The organism is Flavobacterium sp. (genome assembly GCF_013823965.1).
Taxonomy (GTDB): Bacteria; Bacteroidota; Bacteroidia; order Flavobacteriales; family Flavobacteriaceae; genus Flavobacterium.
The window spans coordinates 1-19,213 of the sequence record NZ_PNNA01000048.1 but is presented as its reverse complement, the minus strand read 5'-3'; the positions used below and the strand labels follow the sequence as shown (position 1 = coordinate 19,213).

At 37.9% G+C, this 19,213-nt stretch carries 16 protein-coding genes; 9 read left to right on the top strand and 7 right to left on the bottom strand.

What is annotated here, in order from left to right; all coding sequences use genetic code 11:
* Nucleotides 1–46: 46 nt before the first annotated feature.
* From C0430_RS05555 to tsaB, 7 genes are all read left to right on the top strand, one after another.
* Nucleotides 47–748, top strand: coding sequence for an ABC transporter ATP-binding protein (locus C0430_RS05555; RefSeq protein ID WP_290866348.1), 702 nt, complete (start codon nt 47–49; stop codon nt 746–748).
* On the top strand, nt 741–1,988 hold the full coding sequence (locus C0430_RS05550; RefSeq protein ID WP_290866346.1) for an ABC transporter permease: 1,248 nt from the start codon (nt 741–743) through the stop codon (nt 1,986–1,988). The genes C0430_RS05555 and C0430_RS05550 overlap by 8 nt, the downstream gene beginning before the upstream one ends.
* A gap of 2 nt (nt 1,989–1,990) precedes the next feature.
* Nucleotides 1,991–3,256, top strand: a complete 1,266-nt coding sequence (locus tag C0430_RS05545) for an ABC transporter permease (protein WP_290866344.1) — start codon at nt 1,991–1,993, stop codon at nt 3,254–3,256.
* A gap of 43 nt (nt 3,257–3,299) precedes the next feature.
* Complete coding sequence (locus C0430_RS05540) at nt 3,300–4,415, top strand: efflux RND transporter periplasmic adaptor subunit (protein WP_290866342.1); 1,116 nt, start codon at nt 3,300–3,302, stop codon at nt 4,413–4,415.
* An 81-nt stretch (nt 4,416–4,496) separates the two neighbouring features.
* Nucleotides 4,497–5,867, top strand: a complete 1,371-nt coding sequence (locus C0430_RS05535) for a TolC family protein (protein WP_290866340.1) — start codon at nt 4,497–4,499, stop codon at nt 5,865–5,867.
* 6 nt (nt 5,868–5,873) lie between these two features.
* Nucleotides 5,874–7,160, top strand: coding sequence for an efflux RND transporter periplasmic adaptor subunit (locus C0430_RS05530; protein ID WP_290866338.1), 1,287 nt, complete (start codon nt 5,874–5,876; stop codon nt 7,158–7,160).
* A gap of 143 nt (nt 7,161–7,303) precedes the next feature.
* Complete coding sequence (tsaB, locus tag C0430_RS05525) at nt 7,304–7,972, top strand: tRNA (adenosine(37)-N6)-threonylcarbamoyltransferase complex dimerization subunit type 1 TsaB (RefSeq protein ID WP_290866336.1); 669 nt, start codon at nt 7,304–7,306, stop codon at nt 7,970–7,972.
* A gap of 5 nt (nt 7,973–7,977) precedes the next feature.
* Here tsaB and C0430_RS05520 read toward each other — a convergent pair whose 3' ends face one another.
* The 3 genes from C0430_RS05520 to C0430_RS05510 all read right to left on the bottom strand — a co-directional run bounded on the left by C0430_RS05520 (nt 7,978) and on the right by C0430_RS05510 (nt 11,837).
* The gene (locus tag C0430_RS05520; RefSeq protein ID WP_290866334.1) at nt 7,978–8,802 is read right to left on the bottom strand and encodes a mechanosensitive ion channel domain-containing protein; all 825 of its coding nucleotides are present in this window, start codon (nt 8,800–8,802) and stop codon (nt 7,978–7,980) included.
* A gap of 23 nt (nt 8,803–8,825) precedes the next feature.
* Nucleotides 8,826–10,841 (bottom strand): thioredoxin domain-containing protein, encoded by a 2,016-nt coding sequence (locus tag C0430_RS05515; RefSeq protein ID WP_290866332.1) that lies wholly within the window; start codon nt 10,839–10,841, stop codon nt 8,826–8,828.
* 96 nt (nt 10,842–10,937) lie between these two features.
* Nucleotides 10,938–11,837 (bottom strand): NifU family protein, encoded by a 900-nt coding sequence (locus C0430_RS05510; RefSeq protein WP_290866330.1) that lies wholly within the window; start codon nt 11,835–11,837, stop codon nt 10,938–10,940.
* Between the two features lie 164 nt (nt 11,838–12,001).
* Between C0430_RS05510 and C0430_RS05505 the strand changes: the two genes are divergently transcribed.
* Nucleotides 12,002–13,000 (top strand): type IX secretion system membrane protein PorP/SprF, encoded by a 999-nt coding sequence (locus C0430_RS05505; RefSeq protein WP_290866328.1) that lies wholly within the window; start codon nt 12,002–12,004, stop codon nt 12,998–13,000.
* A gap of 28 nt (nt 13,001–13,028) precedes the next feature.
* Nucleotides 13,029–13,547 (top strand): gamma carbonic anhydrase family protein, encoded by a 519-nt coding sequence (locus C0430_RS05500; RefSeq protein ID WP_290866326.1) that lies wholly within the window; start codon nt 13,029–13,031, stop codon nt 13,545–13,547.
* A 9-nt stretch (nt 13,548–13,556) separates the two neighbouring features.
* Here C0430_RS05500 and murI read toward each other — a convergent pair whose 3' ends face one another.
* The 4 genes from murI to C0430_RS05480 all read right to left on the bottom strand — a co-directional run bounded on the left by murI (nt 13,557) and on the right by C0430_RS05480 (nt 19,129).
* A complete protein-coding gene (murI, locus tag C0430_RS05495) occupies nt 13,557–14,333 on the bottom strand; it encodes a glutamate racemase (protein ID WP_290866324.1) in 777 nt (258 codons plus the stop codon).
* Between the two features lie 109 nt (nt 14,334–14,442).
* Nucleotides 14,443–14,943: an OmpH family outer membrane protein gene (locus C0430_RS05490; RefSeq protein ID WP_290866322.1), complete on the bottom strand. Its 501-nt coding sequence runs from the start codon at nt 14,941–14,943 to the stop codon at nt 14,443–14,445.
* Nucleotides 14,944–14,963: 20 nt separating this feature from the next.
* Nucleotides 14,964–16,397: an OmpH family outer membrane protein gene (locus tag C0430_RS05485; RefSeq protein ID WP_366559306.1), complete on the bottom strand. Its 1,434-nt coding sequence runs from the start codon at nt 16,395–16,397 to the stop codon at nt 14,964–14,966.
* Nucleotides 16,398–16,465: 68 nt separating this feature from the next.
* Entirely contained in the window at nt 16,466–19,129 is a 2,664-nt protein-coding gene (locus tag C0430_RS05480; RefSeq protein WP_290866320.1) for a POTRA domain-containing protein, read from the bottom strand.
* Nucleotides 19,130–19,213: the final 84 nt, after the last annotated feature.

Here is a 19,213-nt window from a genome sequence, read left to right as displayed (position 1 = left end):
CAATTTCTTTTAAAGAATAATTAATATTGTTTTAAAATTACCCAACATGATTGAAATTAAAGACTTGCATAAATCCTATAAAGTTGGCGGTTCTGAATTGCATGTGCTAAAAGGAATCAATTTCAATATCAAGGAAGGAGAACTGGTGGCCATTATGGGTTCTTCCGGTTCCGGAAAATCTACCTTGTTGAATATTCTCGGAATTCTCGATGAAGCTGATTCGGGCGATTATGTTTTGGATAATGTGCCCATTAAAAAACTTAACGAAACTATCGCTTCCAAATACCGAAACCAGTTTTTGGGTTTTGTCTTTCAATCGTTCAATTTGATCAATTATAAATCAGCCTTGGACAACGTGGCAATGCCATTGTATTACCAAGGAATAAAAAGAAAAGAACGCACCGAAATAGCGATGCGTTATCTTGAAAAAGTAGGATTGGCATCGCATTCACATCACTTGCCCAACGAACTTTCCGGCGGACAAAAACAGCGTGTGGCGATAGCGAGAGCTTTGGCGTCGAACCCTAAAGTGTTATTGGCCGATGAGCCAACGGGAGCTTTGGATACATTGACTTCTTATGAAGTCATGGAGTTAATCCAAGGGATAAATGACGAAGGCAAAACGATTTTGATTGTAACCCACGAACCCGATATTGCCGCGATGTGCAAAAGAAACGTGGTGCTAAAAGACGGGATAATCATCGATGATAAATATGTAGAACAAGTAAGAGCTTCATCATATGTTTAACATAGAGCGCTGGCAGGAAATATTCGAGGCTATTGCCAAAAATAAAATGAGAACCTTTCTCACGGGAACTTCCGTGGCTTCAGGAATTTTTATTTTGGTCATTCTTCTCGGCGCCGGAAAAGGACTCGAAAACGGAATTGCCAAACAGTTTGAAAACGATGCCGACGGTGTTATTTGGATTTGGGCAGGAACGACAACAAAAGAATACAAAGGATTAAACCCTGGAAGACGTGTTCAATTACGCAACAGCGATTTCGTGATTTCTAAACAAAAATTTGACAATCAAATAGACAAGAAAAGCTCGAAATTTAATATTTGGAATGGCAATATAGTTTACGGAAAAGAAACCGGAAACTACGACTGCCAGGGCGTTTCTCCAGATCATCAGGTTATAGAAAAAGTCAGTGTCGTTGAAGGAAGATTTGTAAACGACATTGATTTGGTGAATAACAGGAAAGTGTCGGTTATTGGACAAAAATTAAAACGAGATTTATTTAAGGATAAAAATGCTATTGGAGAGCAAATTTTAATTAGCAACGTGCAATTCAAAGTTGTTGGTGTTTATACGGATCCAGGTGGCGAAAGGGAGGAATCCAGAACATATTTGCCCATAACAACCGTGCAACAGGTTTTTGGCAGCGGAGGAGACAAGTTGAGTGACATGTCTTTTACGCTCAATAAAAAAGACACTTATGAGGAAGCATTGGCCGAGTCTAAAAAATTCACCGAAGGAATCTCACAATTGCTCAAAGCTAAAAACACAATTGCGCCCGAGGATACCAGCGGAATAGGAATCAATAGTACGGTAGAAAACATTAAACAGTTTTATGATTTGAATTTGTACATTCGATTGTTTTTCTGGTGGGTTGGGATATGTACCATCATTGCGGGAGTTGTGGGGGTAAGCAATATTATGTTGATTATTGTAAAGGAAAGAACCAAGGAAATTGGAATTAGAAAAGCACTAGGGGCAACGCCAATTTCCATTGTTGGAATGATTTTGCACGAATCGATTTTTATTACCACAATAGCCGGTTTTATTGGGCTTTTGTCCAGCTTGGCGCTTTTGGAATTGGTTGGGCCACAAATTAAAAGTGAATATTTCTTTAATCCCGAAGTCGATTTTACCATCGCTTTAACCACTTTGGTATTACTGATATTTGCAGGTGCATTGGCTGGATTTTTTCCAGCTTACAAAGCCGCCAGAATAAAACCTATTGTAGCACTTAGAGACGAATAATTATGTTTGATAGAGATAAATGGGATGAAATTTTAGAGGCATTGACCGCAAATACGTTTCGGACAATACTCACTGCTTTTGGGGTTTTCTGGGGAATATTTATTTTGGTAATTCTACTTGCGGCAGGAAATGGATTGGAAAATGGAGTCAAGCAAGGCTTTTCCGGAATGGCGACAAACACGATGTTTATGTGGACACAAGCCACTTCAAAACCCTACAAAGGACTTCCAAAAACCAGACAATTTAGTTTTCAAAACAGCGATGTTCCAGCATTAAAAGAAAAATTCCCCGACCTTTTATATGTTTCTCCAAGGAACCAATTAGGCGGTTTTAGAGGCGGAAACAATGTGGTTAGAGGTACAAAAACAGCCGCTTTCAACGTTTATGGAGATTATCCTGAATATGTTAAACAGGAATCAATGGACATTGTAAAAGGACGTTTTGTAAATTACCAGGATATTGAGACGAGCAGGAAAGTTGCCGTGATTGGACAAGGCGTGATTGACGGATTGTATGAAAAAGCAGAGGAAGTTATTGGAACTTATGTCAAAATCAATGGGGTAAACTTTATGGTGGTGGGTGTTTACAAAACAAAATCCAATAATAACGGCAATGCAGAAGAAGCACAAAAAAATGTTTTTGTTCCTTTTACTGCTTTCCAACAAGCTTTCAATTATGGTGATAGAGTAGGCTGGATGGCCATTACCGCAAACGATGATGCTTCAATCACCGAATTAAAACCGAAAATTTTGGAATTTATGAAATCCAGACATTCCATCAGTCCGGATGATGAACGAGCCATTGGAAATTTCGATTTGTATGAGGAATTCAGCAAAATATTGGGGTTATTTTCCATACTTAGATTCATTGCCTATTTTGTGGGAACACTAGTATTGCTTTCGGGCGTTATCGGGATTTCAAATATCATGCTGATAGTTGTAAAAGAACGAACCAAGGAAATTGGAATCCGAAGAGCTTTAGGCGCAACACCAGCGGCAATCCGTTCCCAAATATTGTTGGAATCCATCTTTTTGACCATTTCAGCCGGAATGTTGGGCATTGGCGCAGCAACCGGGGTTTTGATAGTCATCAACAAGATTTTGGATTCAATGCCCAGCGAAGGCTCGATGTTTGCCAATCCAAGTGTCGATTTGCCAGTAGTGTTTTTCGCCTTAATTATATTAGTTGGCTCGGGGTTGTTGGCGGGATTTATTCCGGCTCAAACCGCCATAAAAGTAAAACCTGTTGACGCATTAAGAACAGAATAAAGTATCAATCAAAAAAATAAAAATCGAATTAAAAATCATCAATATGAAAAAAGGAGTAACCATATCAATTTTAATTTTTATAGTAATAGTGTTTTTCGGTGCGCTATATTATTTGTATGCCAAAAACCAGGAATCTCCAGTTGTTTTTGAAACAGATAAAACTGAAGTCAAAACAATTGTCAAGAACACCATTGCAACCGGTAATATTGTTCCCGACGAAGAAGTATTGATCAAACCGAACATTTCGGGAATTATTGAAGAAGTTTATATCAAAGCCGGACAAACTGTTAAGGCCGGAGATTTGATTGCCAAAATAAAAGTGGTGGCCAATGTTTCGAATTTGAGCAATACCCAAAACCAGGTTCAAACCGCCAAAATAAATTTGGACAACCAAGAAAAAATCTTCCAAAGGCAAAAAACATTATTTGACAAAGGCGTTATTTCTGCCAATGATTTTGATGCGGCACAACTGGCTTACAAACAAGCCAAACAAAATTATGCCGCTTCCAAACAAGGTTACGATATCGTAAAAACAGGAACCACTTCCGGTCTTGGAAATTACGCCAACACTTTAATTCGTTCTACAGTAAACGGAATGGTGCTGGATGTTCCCGTAAAAGTGGGAAATCAAGTAATTGAAAGCAATAATTTCAACGAAGGAACTACCATAGCAAGTGTTGCCGATGTGGGAAGAATGATATTCGTTGGAAAAATAGACGAATCCGAAGTAGGAAAAATAAAAGTCAACTTGCCAATTGAAATTACCGTTGGAGCTATCGAAAACAAAAAATTCAACGCTGTTTTAACGGATATTGCACCAAAAGGGAAAACCGAAAATGGCGCCATTCAATTCGAAATAAAAGCATCATTATTAAACAGGGACGATACCTTTATTCGTGCAGGTTTGAGTGCCAATGCCTCGATTATTTTGGAGAGAGCGGATAAAGTTTTGGCCGTAAAAGAAGCATTGATACAGTTTGATCCCAAGACACAAAAACCGTACGTGGAAGTGGAAACGACAACTCAAAAATTCACAAGAAAAGATCTTGTTTTAGGTGTCAGCGATGGTATTTATGTGGAAGTTAAAAGTGGGTTGAAAGCTTCCGACAAAATAAAAGTTTGGAATCAAGGCTTGAAAACAGAAGAGCCGCAGCCATAAGACATTACATAAAAAGAATTCCGTTTTTAAAATAAATGTTAAATTTGTGTAGTACCTTTGCTACGCTTTCATTCAAAATATATGAAAAAAAATAATTGCATCAGTTTTTTTATTATCATGCTGTTGAGCTTCTCGATTCAGGCCCAAACTAAAAAATGGACATTAGAAGAGTGTGTGAAATATGCCATCGATAATAATATTTCCATCAAACAAGCCGAATTAGATTCTAAAAACGCTGCCATTGACAAAAAAGGCGCCATCGGAAATTTTATTCCTTCGTTGAATTCCAATGCAAACCACTCTTGGAATATTGGTTTAAATACAGATCCTACAACTGGTCTCAAGAGAAATCAAACTACACAATATTCCTCATTTGGAGCAGGTGTTGGTTTTGATATTTACAAAGGTTTACAAAATCAAAATACGCTTCGAAAAGCGAATCTTTCGATTATTGCCGCCAAATATCAATTGACAAAAATGCAGGAAGATGTGGCGTTGAATGTCGCCAATGCTTTCTTGCAAGTCCTTTTCAATAAAGAAAATTTGAAAGTGCAACAAGAACAAAAGGCCAACAACGTAAAGCAATTGACCCGTTCCGAAGAATTGGTAAAAGCCGGTTCGGTGCCAAGAGGTGATTTGTTGGATATAAAGGCAACTGTGGCTTCGGACGGACAAAGAGTTGTGGCTGCTGAAAATGCCTTGTTGATTTCAAAATTATCCTTGGCCCAATTGTTACAGTTAAAAGATTTTTTTGATTTTGACGTAACGGATGATACTTCGATAAAAGACGAAAACAACATATTGGCTCAAACTCCAATAGCTGTTTACGACAAAGCCAAGGAACAAAGAACAGAATTGAAAATTGCTAAAACCAATTTAGAAATCGCTGAAAAAAATGTAGCCATTGCAAAAGGTGCTTTTCAACCTACTCTACAAGGTTTTTACAATCTCAACACGCAAATTTCATATGCCAATGTGCCTGCATTCGATACCAATGGCAATATAATTGGAACTAAAAGTCCAGCATCGTTCTCTAACCAATTTATGGATAATAGAGGACAAGCTTTTGGCGCACAATTGTCGATTCCAATCTTCAATGGATTTTCGACAAAAAACAATGTGGAACGCTCCAAAGTAAATTTAGAAAAATCAAAAATCGCGGTTGAGCAAGAAGAATTGGCCTTGCAAAGAAATGTTTACACGGCATTTACGGATGCTAAAGGAGGGTTGAATGCTTATGAATCGTCCCTTGCAGCATTAGAAGCCAGACAGGAAGCTTACAATTACGCCAAAGAAAAATATGCCGTGGGAATGATGAATTCTTTCGATTTCAACCAGTCGCAAACGTTGCTTTCCGCTGCTCAATCTGAAGTGCTTAGAACCAAATACGACTACATTTTTAAAATCAAAATACTGGAATTCTATTTTGGAATCCCAATCCTAAAAAACTAATTTATCATGTCTAAAAAAACTATTTATTTATTAATAGGCGGAGCAGTTGCAATAATTGCATTATTAATTGTACTTTCTAAAACGGGTGTCATTGGCAACAAAGACAAAGGAAAATCCGTTGAAATCGCCACTGTTGCAGCTACCACGATTGTCGAAACCGTTTCGGCAACCGGGAAAATCCAGCCCGAAATTGAAGTAAAAATTGCTTCGATGGTTTCCGGCGAAATCATTGATTTGCCAATAAAAGAAGGACAAGTAGTCAAAAAAGGAGATTTATTGGTAAAAATAAATCCTGATTTATATACTTCGGGATTAAACAGGTCCGTTGCTAATTTATCTGCGACTAAATCAGGCTTGACCCAAGCCGATGCTTCCTATAACGAAGCCAAAGCCAATTACGACAGAAACAAAACATTATTTGGAAAAGGAATTATTTCCAAATCAGATTGGGACAAAACAGTGGCTACTTTTGAAGTGGCCAAAGCGAACAAACAATCCGCTTATTTCAACGTGCAAAGTGCCTCGGCAACCGTAAACGAAGCGAAAGACAACTTGGGAAGAACCACGATTTATGCACCAGCCGACGGAACAATTTCTGTACTAAACGTCGAATTGGGAGAAAGAGTTTTGGGAACGCAACAAATGGCTGGAACCGAAATTCTTCGCGTGGCCAACCTCAATAACATGGAAGTGGAAGTCGACGTGAATGAAAACGACATCGTGAAAATAAAAGTGGGTGACGAAGCCAAGGTTGAAGTTGACGCTTATTTAAAAAAACAATTCAAAGGGGTCGTGACTAGTATTTCAAATTCGGCGAGTTCTACGTTAACAGCTGATCAAGTGACCAATTTCAAGGTAAAAGTGAGAATTTTGAAAGAATCCTACCAAGATTTGTTGGAAGGAAAACCAGCGACTTATTCTCCTTTTAGACCAGGAATGACAGCAACAGTTGATATTATTACCAAAACAAAAGCTAACGTTTTGGCAGTGCCAATTAGTTCCGTGGTGGTAAAAACAGACACGACAGCCGTAAAAACATTTAAAGTGGAAGATGAGGACGAGAAAAAAGCAACTCCAAAAAACGAAAAGAAACTGGAATGCGTTTTTGTCAAAGTAGGAGATAAAGCCAAAATCCGAATCATAAAAACAGGAATTCAAGACGATACCAATATTGAAGTACTCACTGGACTTAAAAAAGGAGACGTGGTCATAACGGGACCTTATTCTACAGTTTCAAAAGATTTGAATTCAGGAGATAAAGTGACTCTAGAAAAAACAGAAGATAAAAAGTAATAGTTGTTTGTAATTTATAACTTTGCAAAAACCAGCTAGTCATTTGACGAAGGAGGAATTTCATTTTGGGATTCCTCCTTTTTCGGAATGCTAATTTGGAGAATTAAAAACATAGAATTCAAATCCTAAACCGAAGCCACATTTTGTCCTATATTTTAAACATCGAAACCGCTACCAAGAATTGTTCTGTTGCTTTGGCAAAAGACGGAAAAACAATTTTGTGTAAAGAAATTGCCGAAGAAGGCTATTCCCATGCTGAACGTTTGCACGTTTTTATCGAGGAAATCATCAAGGAAGCAGGTCTTGCTTTTCAAGACATTTCAGCGATTGCAGTGAGTCAAGGACCAGGTTCTTATACTGGATTGCGTATTGGTGTTTCCGCTGCGAAAGGACTTTGTTTTGCTTTGGGAATTCCCTTGATTACCGTGGATACTTTGCAGGTTTTGGCCTCGCAAGCCAAAGTATCAGACGGATTGATCATTCCAATGCTTGATGCCCGAAGAATGGAAGTGTACAGTGCTATTTTTACTCCAAATTTTTACAACAAAAGAGCCGTCCAAGCCGAAATCATCACCGAAAATTCTTTTGAAGAATTGAATGAAACCCTTTATTTCGTGGGTGATTGTGCCGAAAAATGCCAACCGGTTTTAAACAAGGAAAACCATGTCTTTTTGGAAGCAATCAAATATCCTTCGGCAAAAGAAATGAGTTTGTTGAGTTTTGAAAAATACCAAAAAAACGAAACCGTGGATGTGGCTTATTTTGAACCCTATTATTTGAAGGATTTTATGATTACCAGTTCGAAGAAATAATACTTTTAACTATTCCTCGAAACCCCTTTAACAAAAGGCTGAATCACTATTCCGGCGGCGTCAAAGGCCAATTTACAACTCTCTAAAGTATCAGAACTAACAGCGCCAAAATCAGCATTGTTGGCCCAAGGTCTCACGGCCAGTTGAATCGAATTGTCTGTCAAAAGTTTTACAGAAACTTCGGCTTCGGGGGTTTTCAATACTTTTGGATTTTTGTTCAAAACTTCTGTAATCAAGTCTTTGGCTTTTCGAATGTCGGTATCGTAAGAAATTGAAAGTGTCAAATCAGCTCTTCGGATGCCTTGCAACGAATAATTGATAATCGTGCCATTGGACAAGGTGCCGTTCGGGACAAAAATAGTCTGGTTGTTGCCATTGATTAGCTTGGTCACGAAAATCTGGATTTCGCAAACCGTTCCCGTAACGCCCAATGCCTCGATAGTGTCGCCCACTTTGAAAGGTTTGAACAAAATAATTAACATCCCGCCCGCAAAATTAGACAGCGAACCTTGAAGCGACAAGCCTACAGCAAGTCCCATTGCACCCAAAATAGCCACAAACGACGAGGTTTCGATTCCCAGTTTCGAAATGAAGGTCACGAACAGCAAGACTCTTAAAACCCAAAGCAAAATATCGGCGAGAAACTTCGTCAATGTGGGGTCTAAATCTCTCTTGACCATTATTTTTCGAATGAGCCTGTTGATGACGCGAATCACGTAAAGTCCTACAAACAGGATTAAGAAAGCGGAAATTAATTTTGGAGAATAATCAATTAAAACTTTGATGAAAGTCTCTGCATAAGTGGTAATGTGTTCTGTGTTGAGAGTCATTTTATGAAAAAATAGCTGTTATTTTAAATTAAATCGGAAACAATTTTCTGGAAATCGTGGCTTGGAGCTTGGCAAGTCTTGTTTTGGCAAAGGTAAAAAAGGGTTTGGTTGGCAACAAATCGATCTTTCAAAAAAGGAAGATTCGAGACTTTTTTTGCGCCGGCAAGAACTACATTGGGAAGATACAGGCCGTTTATTTTGTTGCAATAGTCCAATGCCGTTTCGCCACAAATAGCCAATTCCTTGTTTTGCTCGGAATAGTTCAAGGCCAAATCCAGCCAATTCGAATAGGCGGAAGGATAACTAAAGTTGGGAAAAATAGTGTGCAGCATTCGTTGCGCCACTTTTTCGTAATGTGAATTTTCGAAATAAAGTCCCAACTGGAACAAGTTTTTTCCCATCACCGAATTGGAGGCTGGAATCACGTTGTCTTCGGTTTCGTAATGCGAAGTTATCAAGGCGTCGTCCAGATTGGAAGTAAAGGCGAAAAAAACGGTTTTCTCGTCATAAAAATGTTCCAAACTGTAATCGGTCAATTGCTTGGCGTCGCGAAGCCATTTTTCGTCCAATGTCACTTCGTACAAACCGATAAAAGCGGCAATAACCCAAGCGTAATCTTCCAGATAGCCGTTGATGGTACTTTTTTGGTTTTTGTAATTATGATACAAATTTCCTTCGCCCGACCATAAGTTTTTGATGATGAAATTGGCATTTTTCAGGGCCAAATTCAAATATTTCGGTTCTTCCAAAGCTTTGTAGGCGTCAACATAACCTTTGAGCATAATGGCGTTCCAAGAAGTCAGGCATTTGTCGTCCAGTCTGGGTTTGGAACGCTTTTCTCTTTTAAGGTAAAGTACTTTCTCCCAGAATATTTTCTTTTTTTGGAGCGTAGCAGCAGTAATATTGTTGTTTTTTGCGATTTCATCTAAACCTTGGTTTTGAATCAAGACATAATTTCCGTCTTCCCATAAACCAAAAGTATTGATGTTGAACACTTGGCTGAACAATTCGAAATCGTCCCCGACAATCGTCTTCAGTTCGGCAATTTTCCAGACATAAAAAGCACCTTCTTCCAGATGATTTTCCGCATTCAAACTATCGGCATCGAGGGCGCAATAAAAACCGCCTTCGGGATTCAGCAATTCCCTTTCGACGAAAGAAAGTGTTTTTTCGACAACTTCTTTGTACAAAGGATTTCCGGTTAATTTGTAGGCGTCGCTGTATAGAGAAACTAATTGTCCGTTGTCGTACAGCATTTTTTCGAAATGGGGAACGTGCCATTTGTTGTCCACCGAATAGCGCGAAAAACCGCCGTCAACCGTGTCGAAAATACCTCCGAAAGCCATTCTGGTCAAGGTAAGATTCACAAATTCGAGTAAGCGGTTGTCTTTTTTTTGGTAACTAAAACGCATCAAAAAATGATAGTTGTTGGGCATCATGAATTTGGGTGCGCTGGCCATTCCGCCAAAATCCCAATCGAAATAATCTTCCCATTTTTTGACCAAGGCAGTGATTTGGTCTTGGTCGATGTTTGTTTCCTTGTTTTCATTGGGGATAATACCAATGGACTGGATGCCTTCGTGCAGTTTTTCGGCATAATCCAGCATTTTTTCGGGAGTCGAAAGATAGATTTCCTGCAATTGACCAAGCGTTTGCATCCATTCCCCTTTCCTGAAATAGGTTCCGCCCCAAATGGGTCTTCCGTCGGGAAGCGTGACCACGTTCAGCGGCCATCCGCCACGACGAGTCATAATCTGGACGGCTTTCATGTAAACCGCGTCCACGTCTGGCCGTTCCTCGCGATCGACCTTGATGTTGACAAAATTCGCATTCATCACCTCGGCGACTTCTTGGTCTTCGAAACTTTCGTGTTCCATGACGTGGCACCAATGACAGGCCGAATAGCCAATGCTGATGACGATCAGCTTGTTTTTTTCTTTGGCTTCAGCCAATGAATTTTCGTTCCAAGCTTTCCAATGCACGGGATTATTGGCGTGTTGCAATAAATACGGACTGGTTTCTTCTGAAAGTAGGTTCATTTTTTTAGTTTTGCTTCGCCTGTTTGTTAGCACTCAAATCAGTCGCAGTTTTAGTCGCAGCTTACTGAATACTGCGACTGAAAACTGGATACTTAATTAAGCATTTACTGCTTCTACCGTGATGGCTTCGTCGTTGAGCATACTTTTTAGCATATTTTCGATACCGCTTTTCAGGGTAAAAGTTGAGGAAGGACAACCGCTACAAGCTCCTTGAAGGATTACTTTTGCCGTTTTGGTGGCTTCGTCATACGATTCAAAAGCAATATTTCCACCATCGGCCTGAACGGCAGGTTTCACGTATTCTTCCAATATGTTGATGATTTGCTGTGAAGTAACATCTAGATTGTCAAACTCTTGATTTTTTGTTTTTTCTTGTTCGGCTTTGGCAACAATCAAGCTTTCGTCAAGAACGGTTCCTCCGTTTTCGATGTATTGTTTGATGAAAGTTCTCAATTCCAAAGTGATTTCCTGCCAATCGCTGATTTCATATTTGGTCACCGAAATGTAATTTTCGTCGATGAAAATTTCTTTCACGAAAGGAAATTTGAATAATTCTTGTGCCAATGGAGATGCTTTGGCTTCGTCTATGTTCTTGAATTCAACCGGAGTTTTGGTCAACATTCTGCTTACCACAAATTTCTGTGCTGCCGGATTTGGAGTCGTTTCGCCGTAAACGGTAATCGGTTGTTTTTGTGTTTTGTTTTCAGATGGCGTGATGATTATTCCGCCTTTGGCCACAAATAATTCGATTTGTTCCGCTACGGCATCTTTCACGTCTTCCCATTCCACGATGCTGAATCTTTCGATGGCGATGAAATTCCCCGAAATGTAAATGGTTTTTACGAACGGCAAATAGAATAATTGTTGCGCCAATGGAGAATTCTTGGTTTCGTCAATATTTTTATACTCGAAACTTTCGTTTTGGGTAATAAAATCTTCGAATTCAAATTTTAGGATAGTTGGGTTTTGTGTTTCTTTTATTGTTATTTTTGACATGGTTTCTTTAATTTTTTACAAATTTAACGAAGTTATTTTCTACTAATAACTATATTTGATTTTTTAAAGAATAAATTAACTTTAATGTCGTTTTAATCGAATATTTATTCTCTTTTTACGTTGTTTTAATTGATGTCAAAGTTCCATGCTTATAACATATTTGAATGTATCATAAAATCAAGTTTTTCTTAGCTCTTTTCCTGGTCAGCTCATATTCTTTTTCACAAGAAGGAATTGCGGTTTATTCAGATTATTTGTCAGATAATTATTATTTGATTCACCCTTCAATGGCTGGTGCCGCCAATTGTGACAAAATTAGGCTTACTGCACGAAAACAGTGGTTTGATCAAACCGATGCGCCTGCACTTCAAACATTGAGTTACAACGGAAGAGTGGGAGAAAGATCTGGAGTGGGGGTAATTCTTTTTAATGATAAAAATGGCTATCATTCCCAGAAAGGAATGAAGTTGACTTATGCACATCATCTTATGTTTTCAAGGGATGAAATTGATTTGAATCAATTGTCTTTTGGTATTAGCGCCGATTTTTTTCAGAGTGAACTGGATGAAACCGAGTTTTTGCAATCAGGGGATTTTGATCCAATTATTAATGGAACCATTGTTCAAAAAGATGCTTATTTTAATTTAGACATTGGTGCTTCCTATAATTATTTGGATTTTTATGTACATGGAACGGTCAAGAATGCGATTGAAACTAGAAGAGAAATTTATACGGAATATGAAAGTGACAATTTGAGAAAATATTTGTTGAGTGCAGGTTATGTTTTTGGTGATAGGGACAGAATTTTATGGGAACCTTCTATTTTATTCCAAATGGTAGACAAGACCAAGGAAAAATCCATCGACATCAATATGAAGGCTTACAAGAACTTTGATTTTGGAAAACTTTGGGGTGCTTTATCGTATCGCAGAAGTTTTGATGGCGCCGAATATTTAAGCGGTAGCGGAATTTCTTCCCAAAAGTTGCAATACATAACGCCGATTATTGGTGTGAATTTTGATAAATTCATGTTTGCTTACACGTATTCGCATCTTTCAGGTCCAGTAAATTTTGATACTGGTGGCTTTCATCAAATAACATTGGGAATCGATTTATTCTGCAAAAAAGAGCGTTACGAGTGTAATTGTCCTGCCATTAATTAATTCGAATTATCTAGAAAAATTTCCTAAAATGTTGATAAAATCTCTAAACGGAAAAACGCCTTCCATACCGGAAGATTGTTACTTGGCCGAAAATGCAACCGTTATTGGCGAAGTTTCTTTCGGTCATTCCTGCAGTGTATGGTTTAATGCGGTTGTGAGAGGTGATGTAAATTTTATTACCATTGGAAACAAAGTAAATATTCAAGACGGAGCCATTATCCATTGCACGTATCAAAAACATCCCACAATTATTGGCAACAATGTTTCTATTGGCCATAATGCAATTGTGCACGGTTGTACCATTCAGGATAACGTATTGGTAGGGATGGGAGCCATTATTATGGATAATTGTATTGTTGGTAGCAATTCCATAATTGCTGCTGGAGCCGTAATTACCCAAAACACGGTTGTGGAATCGGGCAGTATTTATGCTGGAGTTCCCGCAAAGAAGGTAAAGGAAATTAATCAATCTGATTTTGCCGGCGAGGTGGCTCGTATTGCAAATAATTACGTGATGTATTCCGGTTGGTACAAAGAGGAGGAATAATTCAATTCCTTAGAAATCTTTTTCTAAAATTTTATATTTATTTCCCAGGATTTCCGAAAGCACTTTTGGATTGGAATTGGTGTAGAATAGCGCTTCGCTTTTTTCATTGGTTGCAAATCCCGCTTTTTCTTGCAACACATTTCGTGTTTGTTTGGCCACTGCTTCACCGGAATCAATAATTTGGATACTGGCAGGAAGTATTTTTTTAATTTGTGGAATCAAATACGGATAATGGCTGCAACCCAAAACCAGGTAATCAATATTGGCCTCAATCATCGGGTCGAGATAGGAGTGGAGCAGTTGTGTCATTTCAGGTGAATTGATGTTGCCGCTTTCGATGAGTTGTACCAATCCATGGCCTACTTGTTCAATGATTTTGGTGTCTTGGAACTTCTCGGTGGTTTTATGAAAAAGTTCGCTATTTAGGGTGCCTTGAGTGGCCAAAATTCCTATGGTTTGTGTTTTCGAATTTGTAGCAGCCGGTTTGATGGCTGGTTCTATGCCAATGAAAGGAACGTTATATTTCGCTCTCAATTCTTGAATTGCATTTGTGGTGGCTGTATTGCAGGCTACCACGATTAATTTGCAATCCATTTTGAGCAACAGTTCCACATTTTTTATGCTCAATGCGATGATTTCGGCTTTTGATTTCTGGCCGTAGGGAGCGTTTTTGCTGTCGGCCAAATAGATGGTTTTTTCGTTGGGAAGTAACTGGTGAATTGCCGCCCAAATGGAAGTTCCTCCAATTCCCGAGTCAAAAATTCCGATAGGTTTATTGTTCTCCATAGCAACAAAGTTAGTTGCTACACATTAAATTTCCTAAAAATTAAAGGCATAAAAAAACCGCTCAATCCAAATTTTGGTTGAACGGTTTTTTAATTTGAGTAAGTTTTTTTTAGAAACCTAAATCTTTTTTCACGTCAGCAGTCAAGTTTGGACCGTCAGCCAATAAAAGTGTTGAACCATCAAGAACGTATTGAAACCCTTTTGCTTTACCCACTTTTTGGATAGAAGTTCTTACTTTTTCGTAAATAGGTTTAGTGATATCTTCTTGTTTTTGTTGCAATTCTTTTTGGGCATTTTGACCGTAATCTTGGATTCTTTTTTGCATGTCTTGAACTTCTTTTTGACGTTCAGCATTTACAGCCTCAGTTACAGTTGCAGATTCCGCATCGTATTTTTTTAATTTTGTTGAAAATTCATCAGCCATTTTTTTGTACTCAGCATCGTAAGTGGCGCTCAATTTCTCCAATTGTTTTTGAGCATCCAGCATGGCAGGCATTTTTGTCATAATTTCACTTACATCAACATGAGCTGTTTTTGCTTGTGCGTTAATAGTCTGGCTGGCTCCTAAAACTAGTATTGCAGCAATTAGTAAAGTTTTGATTTGTTTCATCGTTTTAAAATATTTAGTAATTAATTATTGTTTGTATTCTCTTTTGTTAATTTTAATTTTTCCTGATTCGCTTTTTTGGCGGCTTCTCTTTCTTCAATAATTTTTAATCTTTTTTCTTCCAATGCTTTTTTACGGTCTTCAATCACTTTTTTGCGTTCCTCCAATGTTTTGGCCCTGGCTTCTGCTTGTTTTTGTTTTACCTCTTCTGCGGCAGTTTTTGATGTTTCTTTAGTGGGAGTAGCAACAGTGTCTTTTGTTTTTTCTACTTCTTTTGTTGTGCTTTCAGAAATCGTGCCAGTTTTTTTGGCTTCTTTTTCTTCTAGTGCTTGTTTTCTTTTTAGTTCAAGTGCTTTCTTGTTTTCATCGGCCAATTTTTTGCGATCTTCCAATGTTTTTGCCCTTGCGTCGATTTGTTTTTGTTTTGCTTCTTCAGCGGCAGTTTTTGCAGCTTCTTTTTCTGCATTGTTGCCAGCTGGGTTGGCTGTGGCTGTTTTTTCAGTTGCAGGAACTGCAGTTGTTTTTTTAGCTTCTCTATCGGCTATTATTTGTTTTCTTTTTTCTTCTTGGGCTTTTTTGTTGTCTTCAACTGCTTTTTTACGGGCTTCGAGGATTGATGCTCTTTCGTCCAGTTGTTTTTGTCTTGCCTCGGCTGCGGCATTTTTTGTGGCTTCTTTTTCTATTTCATTGCCACTAATAGGTGCGGCAGTTTTTGAAGATGCTGGAGTTGCACCAGATTTTTTGGCTTCTCTGTCGGCTATGATTTGTAATCTTTTATCTTCGGCTGCTTTTTTTCTTTCTTCCTGCAATTGTACTCTATCGGCAATGGCTTTATCTCGTGCCGCTTTTTTGGCGTCCAATGCTTTTTGTCTGTCTGATAAAGCTGGATTTTCATCAAGTGCATCTTCTTGGATTTCTTTTGCTTCTTCCTCTTTGAGTTGTTTTTTTGTTAGCTGTCCTCTTTTTTCAGTTCGATTTAAAACGCGAATAATTTGATCGCTGATGTCAAATTTTTTGGCTGCAAATAGCATGGTTAAATCCGAAGTTTTGTCAAAAATAAAATCATATTTTTTGGCTTCGGCGATATCTTGTACGGCTGTAAATACTTGGTCTTGTATTGGTTTTGTCAAACCGGCTTTTTGGGACATTAAATCGCCATTAGGACCAAATCTTTTTTGCTGGTAGTCCAGCATTTCGTTTTCAAGAAACGTGATTTCGGCAGTTCTTTCTTCGATAAGCCCTTTTGTTAATAAAGCTTTTTCTGCTTTTAAAGCTTCTTTTAGTTTGTTGATTTCAATTTTTTTGGCTTCAATTTCTTGTTTCCATTTTTGGGCTTTTTGTTCTAATTGGTTTTGGGCTTCGGTATAATCGGGCACATTTTGCAAAATGTATTCCATGTCAATAAAGCCTACTTTAGTTCCCCTAGTCTGTGCCTGGACTGTATTTGATACAATCATGACTAAAAAAATAAATAAAAATTGTTTTCTCATAACTATGCTGTATTAGAAAAATTTATTTTAATTTTTTAAAATTGTTGACCAATGATAAAGTGTGTCTCCCATCCGTGAGCCGTAGACCCTAATGTTCCGTTAGCTTGTGGCAATCCATCAAATCCGTAACCAAAATCAATTCCTAATAATCCAAATGCTGGCATAAATACTCTTAATCCAAGACCTGCCGAACGGCTTAATGCAAACGGATTGTAATTTTGGAAGGTATCAAATGACGAACCTGCTTCCAAAAAGGTGAGTGCATATATGGATGCCGACGCTTTCAAGGTTATAGGATAACGCAATTCTAATGAATATTTGTTGTAAATTGTTGCTCCAATTGGCTCTCCATACTTGTTGACTGGAGTCAATGAACTGTTTGGATATCCTCTAAGTGCTATTGTTTCTCTACCGTCCATGGAATAATTGGCCATTCCGTCTCCTCCTAAAAAGTATCTTTCAAAAGGGATTATTCCCCTGTCTTGATTGTAAGCTCCCAAGAAACCATATTCCACCAAAGAACGGAGTACTAATTTACCATAAACTTTTGTATACCAATCCGCTTTGAACTTTATTTTGTAATATTCTAACCAATTGTATTTCTTTTGGTCCACTTTTGCCGGATCTGCTACTGCATCTTGATAAGTGTTTGCTTTGTTTCCTTGGGAATCAAGATAGTCTCCTATTTTGATCATTTGTCCGTTTGCATCTGCTTGTGTGGCATCTGCAGTGGCTTTCATTTTGTATTCTTCTTTATCGCCTAATTTGGCATAATCGATTCCGTTAAACAAAGAGTAAGGAAGCGTGAATTTACCTACTAAACTAAACTCTGCTCCATAAATTGGGAATATTGGATTGACACCTTTGTTGCTTCTTGATAATCCTATGGTGTAAGCCAAGTTTCTTGATGCTCCATTTCCAAATGTAAATAAACCGGTATTGTAATTATGCAAATCATAATGTTGGTAACTTATGGTTTGAGACAATCCGAAAAAATCATCAGGTACGGTAAGCCTTTTGTAAATTCCAACGGATAAAGTTAAAATGTTAAAACTTTTACTTTTATCTACTTTTTGTGTTTGGAAATTATTGTAAAATTGGCTTGTATACGAAAGCGAGGTGCTAAGTTGTACTGGTTTTTGCTTTCCGAACCAAGGCTCTGAAAAGGAAGCGCTATAGGTTCTATAATAAGTGCTGGCTTGTAATCTCAAGGATACTTTTTGTCCATCACCCATCGGAAGCGGTTTGTAAGCTTCTTTGTTGAACAAGTTCCTCGCAGAGAAATTATTGAATGACAATCCTAAAGTTCCTATAAAACCACCTCCGCCATAACCACCTTGTAGTTCTATTTGGCTAGCTCCTTTTTCGGTCAACGGATATTCTATGTCAACAGTTCCGGCAGCTGCATCAACGTTTTTAAATTTTGGTTCGATGCTTTCTGGGTCAAAAAATCCCAATTGCCCAATTTCACGAATGGTTCTTATCAATAATTCTTTGTTGTATTTTTCTCCCGGTTTGGTTCTTAGTTCTCGGTAGATTACGTGGTCATTTGTTTTGTCGTTTCCTGTAACGGTGATTTTGTTGAAATAAGCAATTGGACCTTCCGTGATTCTAATTTCAAAATCGATGGAGTCGTTGGCCGTTTTTGTCTCTACGGCATTTATGTTGGAAAATAAATAACCGTTGTTTTGATATAAATTGGTAATGTCTTCACCGTCTGGTTTTGACTTGTCTGCAATTCTTTTTTCAAGAAGAACGCCGTTGTAAGTATCTCCTTTTTTGATGCCAAGCATTGCAAGAAGTCCTTCGTCAGAATACACGGTATTTCCAAGGAATTTGATGTTCCCAAAACGGTATTTGTTTCCTTCTTCGACTTTGACTTTAATCATTATGGCATTTAAATCCGGATTGTAGGCAACGGAATCTGAAATTATACGGGCATCTCTATATCCTTTTTCCTTGTAGGCATCAATCATTTTGACTAAGTCAGCTTGGTATTTTTCCTTGATGAATTTTGATGCTTTTAAGGTCAGTAATTTTTTTTGCTTTGTGTCTTTCATTGCGGCTCTCAATGACTCGTCTTTCAATTCTTTGTTTCCTATAAAATCAATTTTTTTAATTTTGACCTTTGCTCCTTTGTCAATTTTCACAACCATGTTAACTTGGTTAACTTGCGCTGTGTCTATAACGGTATTTATGGTGACCTTGGTATTGAAAAAGCCGTCTTTTTTATATTTGTTTTCGATGTAATTTTTGGTTGTCGTGATTAAATTTTCGTTAACCACTTTGCCTTTTGTGAGGCCATTGTCTTTTATTAAACCTTCGATTTTGCTTTTACTTACACCAACGAGTTTTACGTCATTTAATTTTGGCAATTCTTCAACGTGCAAATCAAGGTAAATGCTGTCCATTTCAATTCGGTTCACATAAAATGAAATCTCGTCAAAGAGTCCCAGTTTCCCTAATTTTTTTATGGCGTTACTTATTTCTTCGCCAGGAACAGTGATTACTTGCCCCTTTTCAAGACCAGCAAAGGTTACCACGGTTTGAGAATTAAAACTTATTTTTCCAACAACGTCAACATTGGCGAGGATGTATGGTTTTCCTTGATCAAAAGGAACTCTTTCTTGGGCTTTAACTTGTGAAAAACTTCCAAAAATTAACAGGCTTAGGACTATCTTTATGCTTTTTTGTAACACTAAAAAATTATTTAATTTGTTCACTTGTTTTTCCAAATCTACGCTCTCTTTTTTGATAACTAATGATAGCCTCATACAAATCTT